The 25,901-nt window shown below is 74.9% G+C and carries 14 protein-coding genes and 1 tRNA gene; 5 read left to right on the top strand and 10 right to left on the bottom strand.

The genetic code is table 11. The features are described 5' to 3' along the window. Positions 1–63: 63 nt before the first annotated feature. Positions 64–1,704 carry a peptide ABC transporter substrate-binding protein gene (locus BM048_RS08415; protein WP_090032318.1) on the bottom strand — a complete coding sequence of 547 codons (1,641 nt, stop codon included), beginning with the start codon at positions 1,702–1,704 and terminating at the stop codon, positions 64–66. Between the two features lie 384 nt (positions 1,705–2,088). Here BM048_RS08415 and BM048_RS08410 point away from each other — a divergent pair, with 384 nt between their 5' ends. Together BM048_RS08410 and BM048_RS08400 are read left to right on the top strand one after the other, a co-directional pair. Then, the gene (locus tag BM048_RS08410) at positions 2,089–4,578 is read left to right on the top strand and encodes a hypothetical protein (RefSeq protein WP_090032317.1); all 2,490 of its coding nucleotides are present in this window, start codon (positions 2,089–2,091) and stop codon (positions 4,576–4,578) included. Positions 4,579–4,842: 264 nt separating this feature from the next. Then, a complete protein-coding gene (locus tag BM048_RS08400) occupies positions 4,843–7,794 on the top strand; it encodes an AfsR/SARP family transcriptional regulator (RefSeq protein ID WP_090032314.1) in 2,952 nt (983 codons plus the stop codon). A gap of 107 nt (positions 7,795–7,901) precedes the next feature. Here the strand turns inward: BM048_RS08400 and BM048_RS08395 are convergent. From BM048_RS08395 to BM048_RS08375, 5 genes are all read right to left on the bottom strand, one after another. Further along, positions 7,902–7,974: transfer RNA gene (locus BM048_RS08395), tRNA-Arg, on the bottom strand. 78 nt (positions 7,975–8,052) lie between these two features. Beyond that, a complete protein-coding gene (locus BM048_RS08390) occupies positions 8,053–9,129 on the bottom strand; it encodes a glycoside hydrolase family 43 protein (RefSeq protein ID WP_090032312.1) in 1,077 nt (358 codons plus the stop codon). Beyond that, positions 9,126–10,019, bottom strand: a complete 894-nt coding sequence (locus BM048_RS08385; RefSeq protein ID WP_090032309.1) for a carbohydrate ABC transporter permease — start codon at positions 10,017–10,019, stop codon at positions 9,126–9,128. The genes BM048_RS08390 and BM048_RS08385 overlap by 4 nt, the downstream gene beginning before the upstream one ends. Then, positions 10,016–10,981: a carbohydrate ABC transporter permease gene (locus BM048_RS08380; RefSeq protein WP_090032308.1), complete on the bottom strand. Its 966-nt coding sequence runs from the start codon at positions 10,979–10,981 to the stop codon at positions 10,016–10,018. The genes BM048_RS08385 and BM048_RS08380 overlap by 4 nt, the downstream gene beginning before the upstream one ends. 1 nt (position 10,982) lies before the next feature. After that, positions 10,983–12,344, bottom strand: a complete 1,362-nt coding sequence (locus BM048_RS08375; RefSeq protein ID WP_090032306.1) for an ABC transporter substrate-binding protein — start codon at positions 12,342–12,344, stop codon at positions 10,983–10,985. Positions 12,345–12,547: 203 nt separating this feature from the next. Here BM048_RS08375 and BM048_RS08370 point away from each other — a divergent pair, with 203 nt between their 5' ends. The 3 genes from BM048_RS08370 to BM048_RS08360 all read left to right on the top strand — a co-directional run bounded on the left by BM048_RS08370 (position 12,548) and on the right by BM048_RS08360 (position 15,880). Continuing rightward, the gene (locus tag BM048_RS08370; protein WP_090032305.1) at positions 12,548–13,582 is read left to right on the top strand and encodes a LacI family DNA-binding transcriptional regulator; all 1,035 of its coding nucleotides are present in this window, start codon (positions 12,548–12,550) and stop codon (positions 13,580–13,582) included. A gap of 17 nt (positions 13,583–13,599) precedes the next feature. After that, positions 13,600–15,600: a glycoside hydrolase family 2 protein gene (locus BM048_RS08365; protein ID WP_090032304.1), complete on the top strand. Its 2,001-nt coding sequence runs from the start codon at positions 13,600–13,602 to the stop codon at positions 15,598–15,600. Between the two features lie 61 nt (positions 15,601–15,661). Next, a complete protein-coding gene (locus BM048_RS08360) occupies positions 15,662–15,880 on the top strand; it encodes a hypothetical protein (protein ID WP_090032303.1) in 219 nt (72 codons plus the stop codon). Between the two features lie 32 nt (positions 15,881–15,912). On the opposite strand, the gene BM048_RS08355 is transcribed toward BM048_RS08360, so the two are convergent. The 4 genes from BM048_RS08355 to BM048_RS08340 form a co-directional block, all read right to left on the bottom strand. Further along, entirely contained in the window at positions 15,913–18,564 is a 2,652-nt protein-coding gene (locus tag BM048_RS08355) for a SpoIIE family protein phosphatase (protein ID WP_239078716.1), read from the bottom strand. Positions 18,565–18,677: 113 nt separating this feature from the next. Continuing rightward, positions 18,678–21,044: a glycoside hydrolase family 43 protein gene (locus BM048_RS08350; protein WP_090032301.1), complete on the bottom strand. Its 2,367-nt coding sequence runs from the start codon at positions 21,042–21,044 to the stop codon at positions 18,678–18,680. A gap of 130 nt (positions 21,045–21,174) precedes the next feature. Beyond that, entirely contained in the window at positions 21,175–22,338 is a 1,164-nt protein-coding gene (locus BM048_RS08345) for an AAA family ATPase (RefSeq protein ID WP_090032300.1), read from the bottom strand. Positions 22,339–22,477: 139 nt separating this feature from the next. Further along, positions 22,478–25,840, bottom strand: coding sequence for an esterase-like activity of phytase family protein (locus tag BM048_RS08340; protein WP_090032299.1), 3,363 nt, complete (start codon positions 25,838–25,840; stop codon positions 22,478–22,480). Positions 25,841–25,901: the final 61 nt, after the last annotated feature.

Here is a 25,901-nt window from a genome sequence, read left to right as displayed (position 1 = left end):
TGCTGGTGCGCAGGTCGCCCCGCCGGGGTGCGCCCGTGGGCGCCGTCCCGGCGGGGAGGGACCTCACGCGGCCTTGGTCACCCCGTAGAGGATGGGGTCGGAGTCCCAGCCGAACTCCACGTCGTCGACCGTGTCGGCCCAGCCGCCGGTCGCGTTCGAGTACCACAGCGGGATGCCGGGGAGGTTCTCGAAGAGGATCGTCTCGGCCTCCTTGTACAGCTCCACGGCCTGCTCCGCGTCCGCGGCGCCGTTCGCCTCGGCGAGCTTCGCGTCGAAGTCCGGGTTCGACCACTGGCCGTCGTTGGAGCCCGCGCCCGTGCCGTAGATCGGGCCGAGGAAGTTGCTCATCGCGGGGTAGTCGGCCTGCCAGCCGGCCCGGAACAGGCCGGGGACCGTGCCGCCGTCACGCGCGTCGAGGAACTCGTCGAACGTCGGGTAGGGGTAGAACTCGCAGCCGATGTCCAGCACGGCGCGCACGTTGTTGCACACGGCGTCGACCCAGGTCTGGTGGTCGGAGTCCGCGTTCGAGGCGATCTGCAGGGTGTAGTCGGCGCCGACGGGCTCGATGGCCTCGGCCTGGGCCCACAGGTCCACGGCCGTGTCGGCGTCGAACGCGAGGACCTCGTTGCCGGGGATCTCGTCGGTCCAGCCGTCGATGACCGGGGAGGTGAAGTCGGTCGCCGGGGTGCGCGAGCCGCTGAAGATGGTCTCGGTGACCTCCTCGCGGTCGATCGCGTGGGAGATGGCCTGGCGGCGCAGGAGGCCGGCCTCGCCCTGGAACTCGGGCAGCCACTCCGGCACGGTCATCGTCTGGATGACGGCCGCGGGCTGGTTGACCGCGCGACCCTCGAGGTCGTCCTCGAACGTGGCGAAGGCCGACGACGGGACGTTCTTGATGATGTCGAGCTCGCCCGCGAGCAGGTCGTTGTAGGCCGAGTCCTCGTCCGTGTACGCGATGAGCTCCACGCCGCCGTTCTGCGCGACGCGCTCACCGGCGTAGTCGGGGTTGGGCGACAGCGTGATCTGCGCGTCGTGCTCCCACGAGTCCAGGACGTACGGGCCGTTGCCGACCGGCGCCTCGCCGAACGCCTCGGGGTCGTCGTAGAACGACTCGGGCAGCGGGAAGAAGGCCGCGTAGCCCAGGCGGATCGGGAAGTCCGACTCCGGCTGGTTGAGCTTGACGACGAGCGTGCGCTCGTCCTCGACGACGAGGCCGCCGGCCTCGATGAGCGAGGTGTTCTCGTCGTAGGAGAAGCCCTGGATCGGCTCGAAGAAATAGGACAGGTTCTGCGCGTTGTCGAGCGCGGCGCCGTAGTCCCACGCGCGGGCGAAGCTGTCCGCGGTGACGGGCGTGCCGTCCGAGAACGTCCAGCCGTCCTCGATCGTGATCGTCCAGGTCTGGTTGTCCTCGGACTCGATCGACTCGGCGACCTCGTTGTGCACGCCGCCCTCGGCGTCGTAGTACACGAGGCCCGCGAAGACGTTCTGGACCGCGACGGAGCCGTTGGTCTCGTTCGTCATCGTGGGGATGAGCGGGTTCTGGGGCTCGCCGTTGCTGACGGTGACGACGCCGCCGCTCTCGCCGCCGCCGGTGGCCCCGCCGTCGCCGGTCTCCTCGGCGTCGGAGCCGCCCGAGCACGCGGACAGGGCGAGGGCGGTCGCGAGCGCGAGGGCCGTCAGGGGCGCGTGACGCCTGATCTTCATGTGTTCCTCCGGGGAGAGGCGGCGACGGTCGTGTCGCCGTCCGGGTGTCCGCAGCGGTACCGGCACAGATCGGTGAGCCGGCTCGTCGGGCGGACCACGGGAGGCTACGTCGGGCCCGGGGGTGCCGTTGGCTCCGCGCCCTCCGGGTCCCGCACGGTTTACCGCCCGGGAACACAGACTTTACGGGACGTTCACGGCGGGCCGTGCACTCCCCCCGCAGGCGGCCTGCAAGCGGCCTGCAAGCGCAGCCCGGCACCGTCCTGCTCGAGACGTCCCGCGCGAGGCGGGACCGGAGCACGGAGGACGGCCATGGCAGGGGTCAGGCAGCAGACGACCGGACGACGAGGGGAGGTCCGTGCACGTGCCCGTGCCGGGGGCCGGGCGGTGCCCGGGCTCCTGACGCTCGCCCTGGCAGGGGCGCTGGCGCTCGCGCCCGCGGGGGCGTCGACCGCCTCGGCCACCACGGCCCTCGACGAGGCGTCGGCCACCACGCCGGCCGCCGACGGGGCGGCGGGCACCGCGGCCCCCGACGAGGCGTCCCGCACGGCGGCGCCGGCCGCGACCGACCTGCCGCACGGCCTGCGGTCGGTGACCGAGCTGCTCGAGGCCGACGGCACCCTGCGCGAGGGCGCCCCGGACGGACCCGTCGACGTCAGCGGCTGGACGATGACGACGGCGCCGGACGGCAGCCCGCGCTTCGTCGCCGAGGACGCCGCGGCCGACGCGTCGTCGGCCGCCCTGGCCGTGGCGGGCGACACGAGCTGGTCGACGACCTTCGGCGCCGCCACCGCCGGCATGGGCCTGACGGCCGTCACGGTCAGCGGCACGAACATCTACGTCGGCGGCACCGTGACGGACCTCGCCTCCACCGCCGAGGGCACCTACCAGCACGTCGCGCGCTGGGACGGGAAGGCCTGGCAGCGATTGGGCACCGGCATCGACGGCGAGGTGATGACGATCGCCGTCAACGGGACCGACGTCTACGTCGGCGGCGACTTCGAGCGGGCCGGCAGCGTCGCGGCCAACGACCTGGCCCGTTGGAACGGCTCGGCCTGGAGCGCCGTGGCCGGCGGTGTCACCAACCCCGCGGCCGACTACGACGAGGCCGTGCGCGCCCTGGCCACCAACGGCAAGAAGCTCTACGTCGGCGGCACCTTCACCAAGGCCGGCACGGTCTCGGCGCGCAGCCTCGCGGCCTACGACCTGACGGCGAAGACCTGGAGCGCCGTCGGCGCCGGCCTGTACCGCTGCGCGAGCTGCGGGGTCGGCGACCCCGGGGCGGTCAACGCCCTGCTGCTGGACGGCACCAAGCTGTACGTCGGCGGGAACTTCGACAAGGCGGGCACCCGCACGACGATGTCGCTCGCCTCGGTCGACACCGCCACGGGCACCTGGACCGCCTACGGCAAGGGCATCCACACCGAGGACGGCTACAAGGGCGTCGTCGAGTCGCTCGCGCTCGACCCCGCCACACGCGCCCTCTACGTCGGCGGCTCGTTCACCCGCGCCAACGGCGTCACCACGATGAACCTCGCCAAGCTCGCCGGGACCACGTTCTCCTCCGTCGGCAAGGTGACGTTCTACGGCGACAAGTACGCCACGGTGCAGTCCGTCGCCTTCTCGGGCGGCAAGCTCTACATCGGGGGCACGTTCACCGAGATCGACGGTGTGAAGCGGTCGAACTGGGCCGTGCGCAGCGGGACCACCTGGTCCACGCCGGGCGGCGGCCTCGACGACGTCGTGGTCGCCATGGCGCCCAAGGACAGCGGGGTCGTCGTGCTCGGCGACTTCGTCACCGCGGGCACCCTGCGGATGAACCGCGCGGGCATCTGGACCGGCACGGCCTGGCAGACGTTCGGCCAGGGCGTGAGCACCACGGCCTACGGCAACGGCGACGTCCACGCCATCGTCCCCGACGGCAGCGGCGCCTACGTCGCGGGCATCTTCAACCAGGTCGGGCAGAAGCCGGCGCGCTCCATCGCGCGGTGGACCGGCTCGTCGTGGGACACCATGGCCGGCGGGGTCACGACGAGCATCGGTGACGCCGAGGTGCACGCGATGGTCAAGGTCGGCACCGACCTGTACGTCGCCGGCGAGTTCTCGAAGGCCGGCGGTGTGGCCGTGCGGAACATCGCGCGGTGGAACGGCACGTCGTGGTCCGCGCTCGGCGCGGGGCTGGACGGGGAGGTCTACGCGCTGCACGTCCTCAACGGCAAGCTGTACGCCGGCGGGGAGTTCGTGAACTCCGGCACGCAGCACCTGGGCGGCGTCGGCGCGTGGGACCTCACGGCCAAGAAGTGGCTGCCCCTGGGCAACCACCCGCAGTACTCCGACGACGTGCGCGCCCTGTCGTCGGTGGCCGGGCAGTACCTCGTCATCGGCGGCCACTTCCACCGCTTCTACGCCGGCGGCATGCCCGCCGTCGAGGGCCTGTACGGCATGACGATGTTCGACACGAAGGACGTCACCGGCAGCGACGTCCTCGACGGGTACTACCTGCTCGAGGGCGTGTCCTGGGCCGGCGGCCCCGGCGGCGTCCGGACGCTGAAGGTCATCGGCGGTGACCTGTACGTCGGCGGTCAGTTCGACCGCGCCGGCATCATGACGCAGGGCCCGGGCACCTCGTCGGGCTTCGCCGCGAAGCACCTGGTGGTGTGCGGTTCAGCACCACCGGCGCCTGGAGCACGGTGGGCAGCCCGAGCGACCGGGTCGACGCCCTGGCCTCCGCGGGCGGCAAGCTGGTCATCGGCGGGAACTTCCTGTCCATCGGCGGCCGGTCGGCGGCCGGCGTGGCGCTCTACGACCCGGCGGCGCGCACCTACGCCGCCTGGGGCAGCGGCATCGGCGAGGGCGGCTGCGGCATCCGGTCGGTGACGGCCCTGGCCCACTCGTCGTCGCCCGGCACCTGGGTCGGCGGGTCGTTCTGCACGGCGGGCGCGTTCTCGTCGGGCAACCTGGCGCTGTGGAAGGGCACGGCCGGCCTCTCCTGAGCCCGGCAGGAGCCGACCCAGCACCCCCCGGCAGCACCCCGCACCCCGGCGTCCCCCGTGGCCGCCGGGGTGCGGCGCGTCCGAGACCGCGAGGAAACCCTGTGCCCGGGCCGTGCCCGACCTCTACAGTCCGGCCCGGAGGTCGTCCATGGTGCAGCTGTCGGGGTCGGTGCTGGGACCGGTGCGCGTGCTGGTCGACGGGCGCCGGGCCGAGACCGGGGGCCCGACGCAGTCCGCCGCCCTCGCGGTGCTGCTCGCCGCCCGCGGCCGGGTGGTGCCCGACGTCCGTCTCGTCGACCTGCTGTGGGACGAGGCCCCGCCGCCGTCGGCGCTGACCAGCCTGCAGGCGTTCGTCTCCCGGCTGCGCAGGGCGCTCGACCCGGCGCGGCAAGGCGTGATCCTGCGGGAGGGCAGCGGCTACCGGGTCCCGGCCGGGACGGTCACGCTCGACGCCGACGCCTTCGAGGCGGCGGTCGCCGAGGCGTCGGGCCTCGTCGGGCGCGGGGAGCACGCCCGCGCGGCCGCCGTGCTCGAGGCCGCGGCGCGGCTGTGGACCGGGCCCGCCTACGACGGCGTCCCCCGGCGCGGCCCCGTCGCGGCGGAGGCGGACCGGCTGGAGCGCCTGCGCGACGCCGCCGACCTGCTGCGGCTCGAGGCCCTCGTCCGCGGCGGGAACGCCGGCCGGGCGCTGGGCGAGCTCGAGGCGCTGACCCGCGCGACCCCGGAGCGGGAGGACGGCTGGCGGCTGCTGGCGCACGCGCTCTACTTCCTCGACCGGCAGGCCGACGCCCTCGCGGCCCTCGCGCGCGCCCGCGCCGTGCTGCGCGACGAGCACGGCCTCGACCCCTCCCCCGCCCTGCGCGAGACCGAGCGCCGGATCCTGGCGCAGGACCCGGCGCTCGCGCCCGCGGCTCCCGGGCCCGGCCCCGCCGCGCCGACGGCCCGGCGGGCGGTGCCCGCGCCGTTGACGGGCTTCGTCGGGCGGCGGGCCGAGGCCGCGCGCCTGGCCGCGCTGCTCGACGAGCACCGCCTCGTCACCGTGACGGGCATCGGCGGCACGGGCAAGACGCGCCTGGCCCTGCACGTCGCGGCCGCGCGCACGGACGCCGACGGCCCCTGGTTCGTCGACCTCGCCGTGGTGCACGACGAGGCCGTGCTGCTCGACGCGCTCGCCGCGGCCCTCGGGGTGCTCACGCCCGGCGGCCTGCCGGCGCTGCTCGGCGCGCTCGCGGGGCGGACCACCCTGCTCGTGCTCGACAACGGCGAGCACCTGCGCGAGCCGCTGGCCGACCTCGTCGTCGCGGTGCTGGCCGCCTGCCCGGGTGTACGGGTGCTGGTCACGAGTCGGCGGATGCTCGACGTCGACGGCGAGGTCGTGCTGGACCTCGGCCCGCTGGACCCGGCGACGGAGGCCGTGGAGCTCTTCGTCGAGCGCGCCCGCGCCGCCGCACCGGGCTGGGAGCCCGGTGGGGACCGGGACGCTGCCGCAGTGGCCACGATCTGCCGGGAGCTCGACGGCCTGCCGCTGGCGCTGGAGCTCGCCGCCGCGCACTGCCGGACGCTGAGCCCGGCGCAGGTCGCCGCCCAGCTCGACGACCGCTTCGCGCTCCTGCGCAGCGCCCCCGGCGGGTCGCGTGCCCGGTCCGCCGCGCGGTCGCGGGGCGCGTCGGTGGAGGCGGCGCTCGACTGGAGCGTCTCGTCGTTGTCGCCGGCAGCGGCGAGGCTGCACGAGCGGGCCGCGGTGTTCGACGGCGGCTTCGACCTGGCCGCGCTGGCGGCCGTCGCGCCCTCCGGCCCGCCGCACGACGACGAGCCCGACGGCGAGCACGCCGACGAGCCCGACGACGAGCCGGCCGCGGCCCCGGTCCTGGCCGGGCTGGCCGAGCTCGTCGACGCCGGCCTGCTCGCCGTGCTGCGCGCACCGGACGGCCACCGCTACCGCATGCTCGCCACCGTGCGGGAGCACGCGGTGCTGCACACGCCGCCGGACCGGCTCGCGGCCGCCCGCGACGCGCACCTCGCCTGGTGCCTCCGCCTCGCCGCCGAGCTCGGGCCCCGGCTCCGCGGCCCGGGCTCGGGCGCGGCCTTCGCGCGCGTCGAGCGCGAGACGCCGAACGTCCGCGCCGCCCTCGCGCACGCCGGGACCACCGGGCAGGGCCGTGCGCTGCGGGCCCTCGTCGGGCACCTGGGGTGGTTCTGGTACCGCCGCGCGCACGTGGCCGAGGGCCTGCGCTGGTGCACGGTCGCGCTCGCCACCCCGCCCGACGAGGACCTGGCCACCGCGACGCCCGCCGACGCCGCCGACCGGGCGCGCGCCCTGCTGTCGGCGGGGATGCTCGCGTACCTGGCCGGTGAGGGCGAGGCGGTCGCGCGCTACGGCGTCGAGGCGGTGGCGTGGGCGGAGCGCGCCGAGGACTGGACCACCGCGGCCCTCACGCTCGGCACGCTGGCCTACGTGCACGCCTATGCCGGTGATCTGGCCGCCGCGGCGGCCGCTAGCGACCGGGCCCAGACCCTGGCGCGGCGGCACGGCCCGGACTGGGCGCTGGCCGACGTGCTCATGCTGCGCGGGCAGCTCCTGCGCGGCACCGGTGACCTCGAGGGGGCCATGGCCGTCCTCGACGAGGCGATCCGCGTCGCCGCGGCGGCGTCGCACGGCTGGGCGCGGGCCTCGGCCCTGTGGATCAGCGCGAAGGTGGCCCTCGACCTGGACCGCCCCGAGGTCGCCGCCGTCCGCCTGCGCCTCCAGGTGGAGGAGCTCGGCGAGGACGGCGACGTCTCCTCCTGGCTGGTCGGCCTGCACGCCCTGGCCGGCGCGGCGGCGGCACTGGACCAGGCCGAGCAGGGCGCGGTCCTCCTCGGCGCCGTGGCAGCCGCCGGTGAGCGCGCGGGCTTCCACCCGGAGGCGATGGACCCCGTCGACAGCGCCCGCACGGTCGCGGCGGTCCGGGCGGCCCTGCCGGAGGACCTCTTCGCCGAGCGGTCCGCCCACGGCCGCACCCTCGACCGCGACGGCGCGCTGAGCGTGGTCCGCGCCCTGGACGTCCGCGCCGACGAGGCCCTCGACGTCCACCTGCGCCCCGCCGCCACCTCCACCTGACGGTCACGCCTCGGTCCGTGTGCCTCGTGGGCCAGCCCGACGGCGCAGGAACGCCGACAGCCCCGCACCTGTCGGTGCGGGGCTGTCGGCGTCGCTGTCTCAACGAGTGCGCCCGAAGGGACTCGAACCCCCAACCTTCTGATCCGTAGTCAGATGCTCTATCCATTGAGCTACGGGCGCGTGGCCCCGGAGGGCCGCAGACGAGGGTACAGGCGCCGGGGCCCGGGCCCAAATCGGTGGCCGACCGGGCTGGACCGGCTACCCCTCGTCGGGCTCCAGCCGGACGACGGGCTCCCCCGCCTCCCAGTCCAGCGGCAGGACGTTGACGCCGCGGTAGGAGACGTCGTCGTACCAGGAGTGGAAGACGAGGAGGTCCTCGCCGTCCGGGCCGACCACGACGTCCTGGCCGCCGGGGCCGATGTAGGCCCGGTCCGTCGCGTCCGTCGTGAGCAGGGGCTCGGGGGCCTTCGTCCACGGGCCCTCGAGCGCGGGGGCCGAGGCCCAGCCGATGGCGTACTGGTCGCCGCCGTAGGAGTTGGCCGAGTAGAGCATCACCAGGCGGCCGTCGCGCTCGACGACCGTGGGCGCCTCGACGAGGTCGCCCTCCCACTCCTGGTCCTGCTTCAGCAGCTTGACGGCCGGGCCCGCCAGCGCGGTCCCGTCAGGCGTCAGGGGCGCGGTCTGCAGCCAGGTGTCGAGGCCGCAGCAGTTGCCGTCGTTCTTCCACAGCAGGTGCAGCGTGCCGTCGGCGGTGCGGAACGTGCTGGCGTCGATCGCGCCGCCCTCGTCGGGCGGGCAGACGAGCATCGCGTCCCCGACGACGTCGAACGGCCCCTCCGGCGACGACGCCACCGCGACGCCGACGCACTGCAACGACGGCCGGAAGTTCGTCGCCGTGAAGTACAGCGCGTAGCGGCCCGGCTCGACCTCCGTCACCTCCGGCGCCCACGTCTTGCCGGGGATGACCCACGACGGCAGCGACGGCAGGACGTCCGGGAGCGTCTCCCACTCCACGAGGTCCGTGGACCGCGCGGCGCGGATGTTGCGCAGGTTCCCGTTGGTCCCGTAGGCGTAGTAGACCCCGTCCACCTCGAGCACGTCGGGGTCGGGGAAGTCGTCGGCGATGACGGGGTTCGGGCCGGTGCCCGCTCCCGTGAACGTGCTCGGCGACGGGCTCGGTGACGCGCTCGCGGCGTCGCCGCCGCCCGCGGTGTCCGCCGCGCCGCCGCCCGTCGTCGACGAGGTGTCGCTGCACCCGCCGACGACGAGGGCCACGGCCGCGGCCAGCGCGACGAGCGCGCCCGCGCGGGGCCGGGCCCTCGTCGTCCGCCTCATCCCTTGAGCCCCGAGCGCGAGACGCCCTCGATGATGAAGCGCTGCAGGAACACGAACAGGATGAGCACCGGCACCGAGGCGATGACCGCGCCCGCCATGAGCAGGTCGTAGCGCACGGCGTTGGCGGACTGCAGCGTCGACAGGCCGGCGGGCAGCGTCTGCAGCTCGGGGCTGAAGAGCACGTACACCGGCCAGAGGAAGTCGTTCCAGTTCGTCAGGAGCGACAGCAGCGCCAGGGTCGCCAGCGCCGGCCGCGACAGCGGCAGCACCACGCGCCAGAAGATCCGCCACGGGCTGGCCCCGTCGAGGCGGGCCGCCTCCTCCAGCTCCTCCGGGATCGACAGGAAGAACTGCCGCAGGAAGAACACGCCGAACGCGGACGCGGCCGTCGGCACGATGACCGCCGCGAGGGTGTTCAGCCACCCGAGCTCCCCCACGATGAGGTAGTTGGGGATGATGAGGATGACCGGCGGGATGAACAGCGTGGCGATGATGAGCCCGAACACGATCCCGCGGCCGCGGAACCGCATGCGGGCCAGCGCGTACGCCGCCAGCGCCGACGTGGCCACGACGATCGCCGCGTTGCCCAGCGCCGCGACGAGGGAGTTGGCGAACCACCGCAGCACGGGCGTGCCGGGTGCGGCCAGGATCGACTCGTACGCCTGCGTCGTGAACGGCGTCGGCAGCCACGACGGCGGGAAGCCGGCGGCGTCGGCCCGCGTCTTGAAGGACGTCAGCACCATGAACAGCAGCGGGCTGACGAACACGAGCGCGAGCACGACGAGCAGCACGTACCGCACGACGGTGCGGCCCGTGCGCCGGCCGGGGGCCCGCGCGGGCGTCGGCGCCGTGCTGCCGCGCCGGGTCGGTGGGACGGCGGTGGCGGTCATCGCGCCTTCCTCTCCCGCAGCAGCCAGAACACGGCGACGCTGAGCACCATGAGGAAGCCCGTGAGCACGTAGCTCATGGCCGCCGCCGAGCCCATCTGGTAGTTGCGCAGGCCGGTCTCGGCGATCTGGTAGATGGCGGTCCGGGTCTCGCGGCCCGGGGCGCCGCGCGTGATGAGGTACGACTGCCCGAACATGTTGGCCGACGCGATGATCGTGATCATCGTGACGAAGGCCAGCACCGGCCGCAGGCCCGGCAGCGTGACGTGCACGAACTGCTGCCAGGAGTTCGCGCCGTCGACCCGGGCCGCCTCGTACAGCTCGGCCGGCACGTCCTGCAGCGCCGCCAGGTAGATGACGGCGTTGTAGCCGAGCGTCCACCACACGGTGACGCCGACCAGGGCCACCCACGCCGCCGGCAGCGACGTGGTCCAGGCGGTGGTGTCGGGCAGCCCGACGAGGCCGAGCCCGTAGTTGATGAGGCCGATGTTCGTGTCGAGCAGGTAGCGCCACAGCACCGCGACCACGGCCACGCCGAGGACGTAGGGCGCGAAGTACACGGCCCGGAAGAGGTTCCGGCCCGGGAACTTCTTGTTCATCACCAGGGCGACGGCCAGCGGCACGACGAGGAGCAGCGGGACGCTGAAGACCGTGAAGATCGCGGTCGCCCGCATGGACCGCCAGAAGGTGTCCGCGGTGGCGGACCCGGAGAAGAGGTCGGTGTAGTTCTCGAGCCCGACGAACGGCTTGCCGGGCAGCGTGTAGTCCCACCGGTGCAGGCTGATCCACCCGCCGAGCACCACGGGTGCCAGCACGAAGACGCCGAAGAGCAGCAGGTACGGCGCCAGGAACAGCCAGGGCGTCAGCCTCCCGTGCGCCGGGACGCCGCGCCGCGACGCCGGTGCGGGGCCCCGCCGGGCGGCGCCGGCCACGTCGGCCGGCGCCGCGACGCGCGTCGTGGACACGTCAGCCCCCGAAGCTCTCGAGGTTCTCCTGCATGAGCTCGGTCGCCTGGACGGCGGCCCCCGTGAGGGCCTCCTCCGGGCTGCTCTTGCCGAGGACGCCGTTGGCGACCGCCGGCTCGAGGGCCTCCGTGGCGACCGTGCCGATGCCGGGGACCGGCGGCAGGAAGCGCATGTCGTCGATCCGCTCGGCGATGATCTGCTGCGGCAGGCCCTCCAGGGCGCCGCCGTCCCGCACGGACTGGCGGGCGGGGATCATGCCGGCCTGAGCCCAGTCCTCGGAGTGCTCGGACATCCAGGCGATGAAGACCTGTGCGGCGGCCGCCTTGTCCGCGTCGCCCGACGCCTGCTTCGTCATGAAGAACTGGTGGGAGTTCGCCCAGACCCGGTCCTCGTCGAAGATCGTCGGGACGGGCGCGATGCCCCAGGGGAGCTCCGAGGCCTGCAGGTCGTTGATCTGCCAGATGCCGTCCCAGGTGATCGACGTCTCGCCGTTCTTGAAGGCGACGTACTGGGAGTCCTGCGCCACGTCGGAGGGGCTGTACCCCTCGTCGACGAGCGAGCGCTGCCACTCGAGCGCCTCGACGCCCTCGGGCGAGCCGAAGGTGGCCTCGGACCCGTCCTCGGCGAACGGCTCGCCACCGTTCTGCCAGGTCAGGGAGTAGAACATGAGGTGCGCGGGCCAGAGCGTCGGGCTCCAGAACGGCGTCTCGTAGCCCGCCGCCTGCAGCTTGTCGAGCGCGTCCATGAAGGACGCCTGGTCGGTGGGGGGCTCGGTGATGCCCGCCGCCGCGAAGTGCTCGGTGTTGTAGTACATGGCCAGCGAGTGGACGTCGAGCGGGATGCCGTAGCGCGCGTCCTGGTAGATGCCCGCCTGCCAGACCTCCTCGCTGAAGTCGTCCTCGGTCAGGCCGATGCCGTCCGCCAGCTCGTCCAGCGGGACGATGACGTTGCGGGCGGCGTTCGTGGCGAGCTGGTCGAGGTGCATGACGCCCACGTCCGGGCCCTCGCCCGCGTTCACCGCGGCGGGGAGCCGCTGGTAGAAGTCCGCCCACTGGATCGTGTTGGGCGTGACCGTGATGTTCGGGTTCTCCTCCATGAACTGCTCGACCATGCCCTGCATGAAGGGGCCGTCGCCGCCCGTGAAGCCGTTCCAGTAGGACAGCTCGACCTCGGGGCCGTCGTACTCGCCGGTGAACTCCGGCAGCTCGGCCGCCTCGCCGCCGCCGCCGCCGGCAGCCTCCTCGGCGGACATGCCGCCGCCGCACGCGGCGAGGGCGAAGGTGGCGGCCAGGCCCGCGGCGGCGAGGCCCAGCCGGGCGCGGGAGCGCCGGGCGGTGGTGGACGTGGTCGTCGTGGTTCTCATCCTCGAGCTCCTCCGGTGGGGGTGCGCCCTGCGCCCCGCCGCCGTGGCGGGGCCTCGGCCGTGCACTGCTGACGGCCCTGCGCGGGTAAACCTTGGACCACTTCCTACCGCACGCTGCCGCGGCGCGTCCACCGGAACGGGTAAACCTTGTACCAATCCGTCACGTCTGCCAGGGTGACGGGCGAGCAGAGGAGGTGGGCGGGGTGGGACGGATCCGCCTGCAGGACGTCGCCGAGCGCGCCGGCGTGTCGATCAAGACCGTCTCGAACGTCATCAACGGCAAGGGCCGGGCGACGGACGAGACGCGCGACCGCGTGCAGAAGGCCGTCATCGATCTCCAGTACCGGCCGAACGTGGCGGCCCAGCACCTGCGGCAGGGGCGCAGCGGGATCGTCGCGGTGGCCCTGCCCGAGCTGACGCAGCCGTACTTCGCCGAGCTCGCGTCCGAGATGGTGCGGGCCGCGAAGACGCGCGGGCTGACGGTCCTGCTCGCGCAGACCGACGGCTCGCCGGAGGCGGAGCGCGCGGCGAGCGACGGCATCGACCTCCCGCTCATGGACGGGCTCGTGCTCAGCCCGCTGACCCTCACCGCGGACGACCTGCGCCACCGGCTCGACCCGACGCCGCTGGTGCTGCTCGGGGAGCACGTGGGCGACGACTCGCCGTTCCCGCACGTCGCCATCGACAACCGGGCCGCGGCGCGGGACGCGACGGCCCACCTGCTGTCCCTCGGCCGCCGCCGGGTCGCGGCGATCGGCGCGAAGGACCCCGCCGGCGGGGTCGTCCCCGCCGAGACCGCCGAGCTGCGGTTCGAGGGGTACCGGACGGCGCTCGCGGCGGCCGGGCACCCGCTGCGCCCCGAGCTCGTCGCGAGCGTCGGGGACTTCCACCGCAGCGACGGCGCCGCCGCCATGCACGCCCTGCTCGACCTGCCGGAGCCGCCCGACGCGGTCTTCTGCTTCAACGACCTCCTGGCCCTCGGCGCCCTGCGGACCCTGCGGGACCGCGGGCTGCGGGTGCCGGAGGACGTCGTCGTCGTCGGCATCGACGACGTCGAGGAGGGCCGCTACGCGACCCCCAGCCTGTCCACCGTCGCGCCCGACAAGCGCAGCATCGCCGAGACCGCCCTGGAGCTCCTGCTCCGCCACCGCACCGACCCCGACGCACCGCCGCGTCACGCCGTCGCCGAGCACCACCTCGTCGTCCGCGAGAGCACCGGCGGCACGCCGCGCCCGTGACCGGAAGGACCCCCACCGTGACCACCACGACGAGCACGACGAGCACGACGACGAGCCCCACGACGGGCACGACGACGAGCCCCGCGACGGGCCCCGTCCCACCGGCGGCCGCGGCCGGGGACGCCGCGACGACGCCGCGCGCCTCGCGCGGCGACGGCACCTACCCCCGCCCGCAGCTCGTCCGGCCCTCCTGGGCCGACCTGTGCGGGCCGTGGGACTTCGCGCTCGACCCGCAGGACGCCGGCCGTGACGCCGGCTGGTGGCGCCCGGGCGGCCCGGATGGCGCCGACCCGTTCGACCGCACGATCCAGGTGCCCTTCCCGCCGGAGGCGCCGGACTCGGGGATCGGCGACCCCGGCCCGCTGCGGGTGGTCTGGTACCGGCGGCGGCTGACGGCCGAGGACCTGGCCGCCGCGGGGCTGGGCCGGCAGGGCGACCGGGTGGTGCTGCACCTCGGCGCGGTGGACCACACCGCCGACGTGTGGGTGGACGGGCAGCACGTCGGCCGGCACGAGGGCGGGCAGACACCCTTCGCGCTCGACGTGACGGCCGCCGTCGGCGGCAGCGGTGAAGGCGACGTCGGCACGGGCGCCGTCGTCGTCGTGCGCGCCGAGGACGACCCCGACGACGTCGTGCAGCCGCGTGGCAAGCAGGACTGGAAGCCCTCGTCGCACTCGATCTGGTACGACCGCACGACGGGCATCTGGCAGCCCGTCTGGCTCGAGGCGGTGCCGGCGCTCGCGCTGGAGGAGCTGGCCTGGGAGGCGGATCTGCCGCGGGCGGCGGCCGTGCTGACGGCCCGCCTCTCGTCGCCCCCCGTGCCCGGGACGTGGCTGGACGTCGTCGTACGGCACGACGAGGACGTGCTCGCGGAGCAGCGCGTGCGCGTCCTGGGCCGCGACGTGCACGTCGTCGTCGACCTGCCCCGGCAGGCCAACGGGCAGGGCTACGAGGAGCTGCTGTGGTCGCCGGAGCGCCCCACGCTGCTCGACGCGACGCTCACGCTGTCGGCCCCCGGTGGCTCCCCGGACGTCGTCGCCTCCTACCTCGGCCTGCGCAGCTGCGCGGTCGCGGCAGGCGCCTTCCTCCTCAACGACCGCCCCTACCGACTGCGGTCGGTGCTGGAGCAGGGGTACTGGCCCGGGACCCACCTGGCCGCGCCCTCGGCGGACGCGCTGCGCCAGGAGGTGCAGCTCATCAAGGACCTGGGCTTCAACGCCGCGCGCGTGCACCAGAAGGCGGAGGACCCCCGGTTCCTCTTCTGGGCGGACCGGCTCGGACTGACCGTGTGGGGCGAGACGGCCAACGCCTACGCCTACTCCCCGCGGTCGGTCGAGCTGCTCACGCGCGAGTGGCTCGAGCTGGTGCGCCGCGACCGCTCGCACCCGTCGATCATCACGTGGGTGCCGCTCAACGAGAGCTGGGGCGTGCAGCACGGCGCGCACGACGTCGCGCAGCAGCACTACGGCCTCGGCCTGGCGCACCTCACCCGGGCGCTGGACCCCACGCGGCCGGTCGTGTCGAACGACGGCTGGGAGCACACCGACTCCGACATCTGGACCGTGCACGACTACGCCGAGCGCGGGGACGAGCTGCGCGCGCGGTACGGCACGCCGGAGGCGGTGGACCGCCTGCTGGCGGGCATCGGGCCCGCGGGACGGCGGCTGCGGCTCGCCGACGCGGCACCCACCCACGACCGCGGGCAGCCCGTCATGCTCACGGAGTTCGGCGGCGTGAGCTACGCGGCCGAGCGCCACGACGCCTGGGGCTACTCGACCGCGACGAGCGACGAGGACTTCGCCGCGCGCATCGGCGACCTGCTCGCGGCCGCCCGCGAGGCCGCGCCGCTGGCCGGGTTCTGCTGGACCCAGCTCACCGACACCGGGCAGGAGACGAACGGGCTGCTGCGCGCCGACCGCTCCCCGAAGCTGCCCGTCGCGGTGCTGCGGCGGCTCGTCACGGGCGTCGACGAGGGGGCGGCCCGCCCGTCCGGGGACGTCGCGGACCCGTCCGTGTGACGGTCGCCCGGCCGTCCCCGCTCGCCCTGCGACCCTCCGGAGCCGCGGTTACCGTCGATCCATGACGCGCACGGCCGACGCGGCCCGGGACCGGGTGCGCGACCTGGCAGCCGGCCTCGGGCTGGGGCACGGGGCCGGCCACGGCGAGGGCCGCGCGCGGGCCGCCGCCGGCACCCGTCAGGACCCGCTCATCAGCTCCGACCAGGGGCTCGCCGCGTGGCTGGTGTCGATCCCCGTCGTCATCGTGCTCGGCACCGCGCTGCTGGCCCCCTGGCCGTGACGGGCGGTCGGGCTGCCTGCTGACGCCGGCGCTCAGGCCCCGGGCACCGGGGGCGCGTCCGGCACCCGGGCCGGCGGTGCGTCGGCCGGCCGGGGACGGTCCTGGCGGTGCAGCCGGACGGCCAGGAGGGCGACGTCGTCGGTGGGACGCTCCGGCACCATCCGGGCGACGACCCCGTCGACGAGCTCGTCCAGGGTCGCCCCGCGCAGGCCGTCCGTCGCCGTCGCCGCGACGGTCTCGCGCAGGCGGCGGATGCCGTCGGAGAGCGACGCGTCCCGGCGCTCCACGAGGCCGTCCGTGTAGAGCAGCAGGGTCGTCCCGCGGTCCACGGTCACGACCGAGTCCGTCCGGTCGACCCCCGGGTCGATCCCCAGCAGCAGCGACGAGCCGTTGCCGTGCAGCTCCGTCACCGTGCCGTCCTCGTGCAGCAGGAGCGGCGGCAGGTGACCCGCGTTCGACCAGCGCAGCCGGGTGACGCTCCGCTCGCGCTCGTCCTCGGACTGCTCGAGCCGGGCGACGACCGCGGTCGCCAGCGTCCGGACCTCGAGCCCACGCATGGCCGCGTCGAGCCCGGTCAGGACGCCCGCGGGGGCCTGCCCCGTCGCGTACGCGATGCCGCGCAGCAGCGTCCGCACCTGGCTCATGGCGGCCGCCGCATCGGAGTCGTGGCCCATGACGTCCCCGATGACGAGGACCGTGGCCCCGTCGGGCTGCAGGAACGCGTCGTACCAGTCCCCGCCGACCTGCGCCGCCTCCGCGGCCGGCAGGTACCGAACGACGATCTCGACGTGGTCCGGTTCGACCGGCGCGGACAGGAGGCTGCGCTGCAGGCTCTCCGCGATCCGGTGCTGCTGCTGGTAGAGCCGCGCGTTGTCGATCGCGAGGCCGGCCCGGTCCGCCACCTCCGCGGCGGTCAGCAGGTCCCCGGCGGACAGCTCGCCCTCGTCGGGCCCACGGAACAGGGAGACGATGCCGACGACGCGACCACGGGCCTGCAGCGGCAGGAAGTACGCCGCCGATGGCCCCAGCGCACGCAGCGCGTCCTGGGCCGGGCCCGCCAGCAGCGGTGCGATGTGCTCGGTGGCGTCGACCGGCACGGACACGAGCCGGTGCTCGCGCAACGCCCGGTGCAGGTACGAGTGCTGGTCCAGCGACGGCAGTCGCAGCCGCCGGTACTGCTGCACCAGCGGGCGCGCGTCGGGGTCGGCGTGCCACGAGCCGACGTCCCGCAGGGTCCCGTGCTCGTCGAGCAGCGTCACCAGGCACCACGAGCCCAGGGCCGGCACGAGGTGCTGCGCGAGCCGCGCCACCGCCTCGTCCGTGTCCAGCGTGCCGGTGAGGTCGGCGCTGACGGCGGCGACGAGGCTCAGCCGCCGGGCCGCCCGCTCGGCGGCGCCCTGCGCGTCCTCGGCGACCCGGCGCGCCTCGTCGGCGACCCGTCCGGCCTCCGCGGCGGCGGCCTGCGCCGCGTGCCGGGCGGTGATCTCGTGGAAGTGGACCGACAGGCCCTCGTCGGTGGGCCAGGCCCGGACCTCGTACCAGCCGTCGAGGGGCGGCGGGTAGTAGGCCTCGAACGTGCCGGGCGTGCCGGTCAGCACGGCCGCCTTGTACTGCTCCTCGAAGACGCTGCCGACCGTGGCCGGGAAGGCGGTCCAGAGGCTCTGGCCGAGCAGCTCCTCCCGGGAGCGCCCGAGGAGCTTCTCGGCCTCGGCGTTGACGTAGCCGAACCGCCACTCCTCGTCGAGGGAGTAGAAGCCGCCCGACATGGTCTCCAGCACCCGCGCGACGCGCGCGTCCGCGTCGCGACGGGCCGTCGTGTCGTACGCCGAGCCGAGCAGGCGCACCGCCGTGCCGTCCTCGCCCGCGACGGCCCGTCCCCGCGCGTGCACCCAGCGCGTACCGCCCCGCGGCAGCATGACGCGGTACTCCGCGTCGTACTCGTCGCACGCCTCGATGGCCACGCGCAGGGCCTCCTGCACCCGCGGGCGGTCGTCGGGGTGCAACGCGGCGACGAAGTCCTCGATCGTCCGGCCGAACTGGCCCCGCTCGAGCCCGAAGATGTCCAGGAGCTGGTCGTCCCACTCGAGGGCGCCGGTCACCAGGTCCCAGTCGAAGGTGCCGACGCCCCCGGCGCGCACCGCGAGCTGCCACCGGGTGCGGTCCGCCTCGTACTCCGCCGCGAGGGCCGCGAGCTCGAGCTCGGTGGCGGCGTAGCCCGCCAGCTCGTCGAGCAGGGCGACGTCCTCGTCCCGCCACGGCCGGGGCGCCGGGTCGAACACGCACAGCGCGCCCACGACGTGCCCCTGCTGGCCGCGCAGGGGCACGCCCAGGTACGCACCGACGGCACCGCCGGTCACGGGCGGGAGGTCCGCGACCCGGTCGTCCTGCGCCGCGTCGGTGACGACGACGGGTGCGCCGGCCGCCGCCGTCACCGTGCACAGCGAGTCCGCCAGCGGGCTGCGCGTCCCCGCCGGGTCCGGCCCCGGCCCGTGGCCGGCACCGACGACCTGCACGTCCTCGAGCAGGGAGATCTGCGACGACGGCGCACCCAGCAGCCGCGACGCCAGCCCCACGACGCGGTCGAGCACGGGGCTGCCCACCGCCGGGAGCACGCGCCGGGTGGCGGCGACCCGCTCCGGACCCCCGGGAAGGCCGGGGGTCCGGTCGGTTGCGGACGCGCTCACGGGATCACCTGCTGCGGGGCGGGCGCCGGGAGCCGGATCGGCGACCCGCGGAGGCGCGGTGCGGGGTCGGCGGAAGGATAGGCGAGGACGGGCCGAACGTGACGGCCCGCCCATCACCCGTTCGCGGGCGCCACCCTCAGGTGGTCGAACCGCGCGGTGGCCCCGGCACCGCCGTGGGCGACGAGGCCGATGCGGACCTCGGCACCGGCGTCGAAGGTCCACGTGCCGCCGTGCACCCATGTGATGCCGTCGGTGCTCGTCGAGGCGCGGACCTCCTGCTCACCGGCCGCGTCGGCCGTGCGGGTCAGCCGCAGCCACGTCGTCTCCGCCGGGGGCCCGACGATCGTGCCGCCGTACCGCGTGCCGCCCGCGAAGGGGATCTCCCGGCCGAACTCCGTCTGCCGGGTGTTCCAGATGGCCACGTGCGAGAGGCGGGCGAAGTCGTCGTCGTCGACGTAGGCGACGATCCCGCCCTGCTGGTAGTTGCGGATCTCCTCGACCCCGAGGTCGATGGTCAGCCGCGTCTCGGCCACCCAGTCACCCTCGGGGGCGTCGCGCAGGAGCAGCCCCGCGTCGTCGCTGTCACCCGTGAGGTCCTTCGCCTCGGTGGGCCAGACCAGGGAGCCGTCCTCCACCCGGACCTGCGGGTCGCGCACGGCGGTCCAGCCGGAGGCCAGGGTGTCGCCGTCGAACTCGTCCCCGAGCGCCGGGTCCCAGGGGCCGGGAGCGGGCGGCTCGACGACGTCGGTCACCGGGACCGCGGCCGGCAGGACGCTCACGTCGTCGACGTGTGCACCGGGCCCGTCGACGAGGACACCGGCGGCGCCGTGCGTCCGGGTGCCGCGCGGCAGGTCGAGGACGACCTCCGCGAGCGGGTCGCCGAGGCGGGCGTGGCTGAGCTCGGCGCGCGCCTGCCCGTCACGCACCTCGAGGACCAGCGCGTGCCAGGCGTCGGACTGGAAGCCGTGGGGCAGCGGAGCGCTCTGCGTAGCCGTCACGGCGGTGCGGCCGCGGACCGTGGCCGTCGTCTCGACGACGAGCGCGTCGTCCTCGAGCCGCGCCCGGATGTTCGCGGCCTGCAGGGTCGTCCCGCGACCGCCGACCGCCGCGGCCAGGGTGGTGCTGGCCGTCGAACCCGCGGCACGCCGGACGTCGGCCTCGACGCGGACGTCGGTCAGGCCGCCGCCGCGGGTCAGCAGGGTCGCGGCGCCGGTCGAGGCGGCGTACGGGCCGGCGGCGACGTCGGTCGCCGTCGCCCAGGCGCCCTCGGCGCGCAGCGCGGTGGTCCCGCGGCCGTCGGGCAGGCCCGCGTCGAAGCCGGTCACCGCGCGACCGCCGGTGACGGGGCCGGGCTGCGCGTCGTCGGAGCCGCCGAGGCCGCCCCGGACGACCGGCCAGCCGTCGACCCAGTCCAGCCGGTCGATGAGCATGGGCCGCTCGTTGATGCCGTCCGTGCCGTCGAGGTACGGGTCGGCGCGGTCGATGGCGTGGTAGACGATCCAGTCCTGGCCGGCGAGGTCGGTCGTGATCGCGTTGTGCCCCGTCCCGACGAAGGCGTTGCCGTTCGGGAACAGCACGGGCGTGCCGCCGGCGCGGCTCTGGTCGAGCGGGACGCCCTCGCGGTCGACGTAGGGGCCGGTCAGGTCCCGCGACCGGCCGACCTGCACGCTGTAGCCCGTCGTCGGGCCGGCGCAGCAGTTGGCGGTGGAGGCGAACAGGTACCACCAGCCGTCGCGCTGCACGACGTAGGCGCCCTCGAACTTGTTGTCGATGGCCACGCGGGTGGGCGTGCCGACCGCGCGGGTGCCGTCGTCGGACAGCTCGGTGACGAAGATGCCCCCGTAGTAGGAGCCGTAGAAGAGGTGCTCCTCGCCGTCCGGCGTCGCGACGTGGTGCGGGTCGAACGTCCAGAGGAAGTCGCCGGGTCCGCCCGCCCCGCGCCGCGGGCCGACCACCGGGCCGCCCGCGGCGGTCCAGGGGCCGGTCGGCGTGGGCGCGGTGGCGACCCCGATGGCGCCGTCGCCCCGCTCGCCGGTCACCGTGGTGTCGGTGACGACGTAGTAGAGGCGGTACTCGCCGTCGACGTACCGGATGTCCGGCGCCCAGAGCGCGGTGCCGCCGGCGGTGTCCGCCCAGGACGGCAGCGTCGTCTCGGTGAACGCGTCGCCGACGTACTCCCAGTCGACGAGGTCCTGCGAGCGCGACATCGGCAGCAGGTGCCGCGTCCCCTCCCCCTCGCGCAGCGGGTCGGTGGTGCCGTAGGCGTACCACCAGCCGTCCTGGCCGCGGATGACGGCGGGGTCGGCGTAGGTGTCGGCGAACGTGTCGCTGACCGGGTTGGTGTACGTCGTCGCGGTCGGCGCCAGCGGCCCGTCGCCGACGACCGTCGGACCGGGGGCCGCCGCGGCGGTCGGGGCCACCAGGGCGGCACCCAGCGCGACGGCGGCGGTGAGCAGGGCGGGGCGTGCGGGTCGTCTCATCGTCGAGCTCCCAGGCAGGTCGGGACGGCCCACCCGGCGCTGGGTAAACCTTGGACCACCTAGTCCTACCCGCTGATCGGCGGCCGTGTCCAGAGCAGGGGCCGCCCGGTCCTCGCCTCGCGGTCGACCGTCACCGGCTGGGCCACGACCACGCCGGCACGTCGAACGGCCCCTCCTGCCCCCGCACCCGCGTCGCGCCGAGCTCCTTCACCAGCTCCACCTCGGCCAGGTCCTCGGCGTCCGCGAGCACACGACGCAGCGCGGCGGAGTGCGTGACGACGACGACCTGCGTGCGCCGCGCGGCGGCCGCCACGAGCCCGCCGAGCCCGGGCAGCAGGTCGGGGTGCAGGCTCGTCTCCGGCTCGTTGAGCACGAGGAGCCGCGGCGGCCGCGGGCTCAGCAGCGCGGCGGCCCACAGGAGGTAGCGCAGCGTCCCGTCGGACAGCTCCGCGCCCCGCAGCGGCCGCAGCAGCCCGTGCTGGTGCAGCTCGAGGCCCAGGAGGCCGCCCCGTTCGACGACAGCGACCCGCGCGTCGCCGAACGCCGCGGTGACGGCCTCGTCGAGCAGGTCCCCCCACCCGGCGTCGACGATCGTCGCCACCGCCGCCGCGAGGTCGCCGCCGTCGGCGGCCAGCACCGGCGTCCGGGTGCCGACGCGCTCCTGGCGCGCCGGCGCGTCCGGGTCGGCGCGGAACCCGTCGTAGAAGCGCCAGGACCGCAGCGTGCGGCGCACGGCCGACAGCTCGGGCGCGCCCGCCGGGTCGACCACCTCGCTCAGCAGGCTGTCCCCGGTCGCCAGCTGCTCGGGCATCCGCCGCCACCCGCCCTCGTCGTCCCGCAGCCGCGCGGTCGGCCCGTGCCGCTCGGCGACGAGGGACCCCGCCCGCAGCACCTCGCCCGTCCACACCGCCTCGACCTTGATCTCCGGGTCTCGGGCGAAGACCCCGCCCTCCTGCGGCAGCCCGAGGTCGGCGGCGTAGCCGTGCCCGTCGGCGACCACCCCGAGCCGCAACGCCACGGGCCGCCGCCGCCGGGTCCCCTGCACCGGGGCGCGGCCCTGGCGCACCTCCAGCCCCGTCCCCTCCGGGCCGGCCCACAGCGTCGAGTCGAGACCGCCCTCGCGCGCCAGCGCCCCGACGGCGCCGCCGAGCGCGATCCCGGACAGCAGCCGCAGCGCCCGGTACAGGTTCGTCTTCCCCGACCCGTTCCCACCCGTCACCACGGTCAGCTGCCCCAGCGGCAGCACGAGCTCGCGCAACGACCGGTACCCCTCGACCGCCACCGTCGTGATCACCCGGCCAGCGTGCCGCACGGGTCCGACAGCGAGGCGGCACGTCCGGCAGGCACCGGCGGCGGCAGCACGACGGCGGGCACCCGTCCGGGTACCCGCCGTCGTCGCCGCCGCGTGCGGTGACCGTCGCCGCGACCTGCGCTCAGCGCAGGAGGTCGACCTCCAGGTCCGCCCAGACGAGGCGGTGGTCGGACGTCGGGAACGGGAAGGTGCCTGTCAGCTCCGAGCCCGGCTGCCCCGCGGCCGGCCAGAACACCCCGGCGTCGGCGACGCCGAGCGTGGTGGACGGCAGGACGTAGTCGACCCGCAGGTTGCCCGGCGCGGTGTCGGCGAAGTCCGCCGTGTCGAGCGCCGGGTCACCGGTGTGGGCGGCGTTCGCCCCGCCCTGCGCGGCCGCAGCCTCCGGCCCGCCGGCCGAGGTCGGCGCCGGGTCCTGCAGCAGGTCCAGGCTCAGGAGCTGGCCGATCGCCGTGTCGTAGGAGTCCCCGTCCGCCGGGTCGGCGTTGAGGTCCCCGACGATGACGAACCGCTCGCCGCGGGCGAGGCCGCCGTGGACGCCCTCGTCGTCGTACACGTAGTCCGCGCCCTGGACGTAGTCCGCCCAGAACCGGATCTCGTCGTGGTTGCGGCGGCCGTTGCGGTCCTCGGCGCCGTCGAACGACGGCGGCGTCGGGTGCGCGGCCAGGACGTGGACGGTGCGGCCGTCGACGACCACGGGCACGTCCCAGTGCGACTTGGAGGACAGCGGGAAGCTCTCCAGCTCCTCCGACGAGTACCAGTCGGCCGGGATGACGTTGCCGGGCATGTCCTGCCACCGGAAGCCCTGGAACGTCCGCACCGCGTCGGTGTCGATCGGGTACCGCGACAGGACGAGCATCCCGTACTGGCCCGGGAAGGCGCCGAAGCCCCAGGCGTCGTCGGGGCCGCCCACGGACCCGTCGTTGTTGAGGTCGAACCCGGACGGCACGCCGGTGTTCACCGGTGCCCAGAAGGCGTACGGGTACGTCACCGGCGCCCCGTCGCCCTGCGGCACCTCGAGGTAGTTCTCCCGGAACAGCCGGGCGCTGACCCCCTCGGCGTCGTGGTCGAACTCGTTGAGCAGCACGACGTCGGGGGCGGCGGTCTGGATGACCTCGGCGACGGCCTTCGCCTGCGCGTTGTCGCCCGTGGCGAGGTCCGCGGCCAGGCCGCCCTCGGTCGCCCGGTTGAGGGACAGGTTGTAGGTGGCCACCCGCAGGTCGTCCGTCACCGCGACGGCCGGGTCGTCGGTGAAGGCGTTGTCCATGCCGGCCTGCACGAAGGCCCGGATCTCGCCGACGAGGTCGCCAGGGGCGTTCGGGTCGTCGCCGATGCGGAACTCCGCCGGCAGGAACTGGTTCTCCTTGCGGAAGGTCCAGCCTGTGACCTCCAGGCCGAGGCGGTGGGCCTGCTCGATGACGCCGGTCGGCTCGCCGAGCGTGCCGTCCTCCTCGCGCGGGATCATGACGTTCTTCTGCAGCCCGACGACGTCGGCGTACTCCGCGACGTCGTGCAGGCCCTCGCGCGTGACCATGTCCGCGTAGGTGAGCGGGTCGCCGGCGGCGACCTTGTCGGCCGGTGCGCCCGCGGCGTCGATGAGCTGGGCCAGGCGGACCGTCGTCATCCCGTTCAGCTCCTGGAGGTTGCCCACCTCGAAGGACTGGATCTGCACGGGGTAGCCGCGGCTGTTCCAGCCCGCGGCGTCGATGCCGGCGACGACGGCCTCCTCCATCGAGAGGCCGATGGAGTCGAAGTACGTGCCGTGCTTGATCTCGGGGATCACGCCGACGGGGCGGCCGTCGCAGGAGACCGAGCGCCGCGCCAGGTCGATGACCTCGTCGAACGTCGGGATCTCGTACAGGCCGTCGAAGGCGGTGTTGCCCGGGCGGACCTCGGGCAGGCGCTCCACCGCGCGCAGGGTGCGGAGCTCGGCGAGCGTGAAGTCCTCGGTGAACCAGCCGGTGTAGGCCGTGCCGTCGACGGTCTTCGTCGTGCGGCGGTCCGCGAACTCCGGCCGCGTCGCGACGTCCGTCGTGCCGCTGATCTCGTTCTCGTGCCGCGAGACCAGGACGCCGTCCTTCGTCATGACGAGGTCCGGCTCGATGTAGTCGGCACAGGCGAGGATGGCCCGCTCGTACGCGGCCAGCGTGTGCTCGGGCCGCTCGCCCGAGGCGCCGCGGTGGGCGATGACCGTGGTCTCGGAGGGCGCCGCGGCGGGGACGCGCCGCAGGTCGACGACCGCGAGCTCCGTGGCGTCCGGCGTCCCCGGCACGCGCGCGGCGTTGCCCGGGTAGTTGTTGTCGTTGGCGATGAGCAGGCGCCCGTCGCGCAGGCGCACGACCGTCTCGAAGGACTGCACCGGCAGGGAGTACGGGTCGCCCGTGCCGTAGCCGTCGCCCGCCCCGATGCCGTCGGGGTTGGCGATCTTCAGCGCGTCGAGGACGAGCGTCTTGCGCAGGTAGCCGTCGGGCTCGACCTGCTTCAGGTCCACCTCGTAGACGCGCTTGGTGACGGACGCGGCGCCGTCGAAGTCGTCCCGCTCGACGACGAGCATCCGGTGGTTGCCGACCATGAACGCGTCGCCGATGACGTTGGGCTCGCGGTCCGCCTCGTAGTCCCAGGTCCGGCCGGTGTACTGCCCGGTGGCCGTGTCGACCTCGTGGACCGTGCGCCGGCGCTGCTGCGGGTCGTCGACGTAGGCGCCCTCGGTGATCGGGTAGAGGAACTTGCCGTTGGCCGAGACCGCGAGCGACTCGAAGCCCTTGGAGGCCTTGACGCGCGGGCTCTCGTCGGGCGCGAGGAAGGGGTTCTGCGGGGAGCGACCGCCCGGGAACGGCACGGGCGCCTGCAGCAGCTTGCCCGTGGCGTCGACGTGCAGGAGGAACGGCCCGAACTCCTCGCCGATCCAGAACGTGCCGTCGCGGAGCTGCACGAGGGACTCGACGTCGAAGTCGCCGCCCGTCAGCAGCCGCTCGGCCGTGCCCTCGTTGACGATGGGGAAGCCGGCGAGGCCGTCGGGGTCGCGCAGGCTGATGAAGCCGTCGAGCGCGAGCTCCCCCGAGCCGCCCTCGGCCGTCTCCCAGTCGGGCGCGAGCGTGTAGATCCGCAGGAGGAAGTCCGCCGAGTTGCCCTTCGTGCCGAACCCGTTGTCCGGCATGCCGTACAGGGTGCCGTCGCGCCCCTCGACGACCGCCGAGAAGCCGGGGACGACCTGCCCGGCGAACGGGCCCTGGCGGCCGTTGGCGGGCGTGGCCAGTGCACCCGACGGCGGGCCCTCGACGAGGGTGTCGGCGTCGAGCGTCGCGCGGGCGACGAGCGTCGGCTCCGTGAGCGGGCTGATGCGGGTGCGGCCGGTCTGCGCGTCGGCGGCGGAGCCGGCAGCGGAGTCAGCAGCGGTGTCGGCGGGGGCCGCGAGCGCGGCGGTCGGGGTGAGCAGGCAGGCGACGAGCCCTGTGACCAGGACCGTCCGAGTCCTCAGACGTCTCATGGCCCCAGCACAGTGCCGCCGGGCGACGGTGGCGGGACCGGCGGACGAGGGCCGGGTGACG

This window comes from Cellulomonas marina, assembly GCF_900111925.1.
Classification (GTDB): Bacteria; Actinomycetota; Actinomycetes; order Actinomycetales; family Cellulomonadaceae; genus Cellulomonas; species Cellulomonas marina.
This window is presented reverse-complemented; position numbering and strand designations above follow the sequence as displayed.

Excerpts from the sequence above, each read along its gene's own strand:
- BM048_RS08400 (WP_090032314.1), top strand. The coding sequence starts at position 4,843 with ATGGTGCAGCTGTCGGGGTCGGTGCTGGGACCGGTGCGCGTGCTGGTC.
- BM048_RS08360 (WP_090032303.1), top strand. The coding sequence starts at position 15,662 with ATGACGCGCACGGCCGACGCGGCCCGGGACCGGGTGCGCGACCTGGCA.
- BM048_RS08390 (WP_090032312.1), bottom strand. The coding sequence starts at position 9,129 with ATGAGGCGGACGACGAGGGCCCGGCCCCGCGCGGGCGCGCTCGTCGCG.
- BM048_RS08385 (WP_090032309.1), bottom strand. The coding sequence starts at position 10,019 with ATGACCGCCACCGCCGTCCCACCGACCCGGCGCGGCAGCACGGCGCCG.
- BM048_RS08415 (WP_090032318.1), bottom strand. The coding sequence starts at position 1,704 with ATGAAGATCAGGCGTCACGCGCCCCTGACGGCCCTCGCGCTCGCGACC.
- BM048_RS08350 (WP_090032301.1), bottom strand. The coding sequence starts at position 21,044 with ATGAGACGACCCGCACGCCCCGCCCTGCTCACCGCCGCCGTCGCGCTG.
- BM048_RS08340 (WP_090032299.1), bottom strand. The coding sequence starts at position 25,840 with ATGAGACGTCTGAGGACTCGGACGGTCCTGGTCACAGGGCTCGTCGCC.
- BM048_RS08375 (WP_090032306.1), bottom strand. The coding sequence starts at position 12,344 with ATGAGAACCACGACGACCACGTCCACCACCGCCCGGCGCTCCCGCGCC.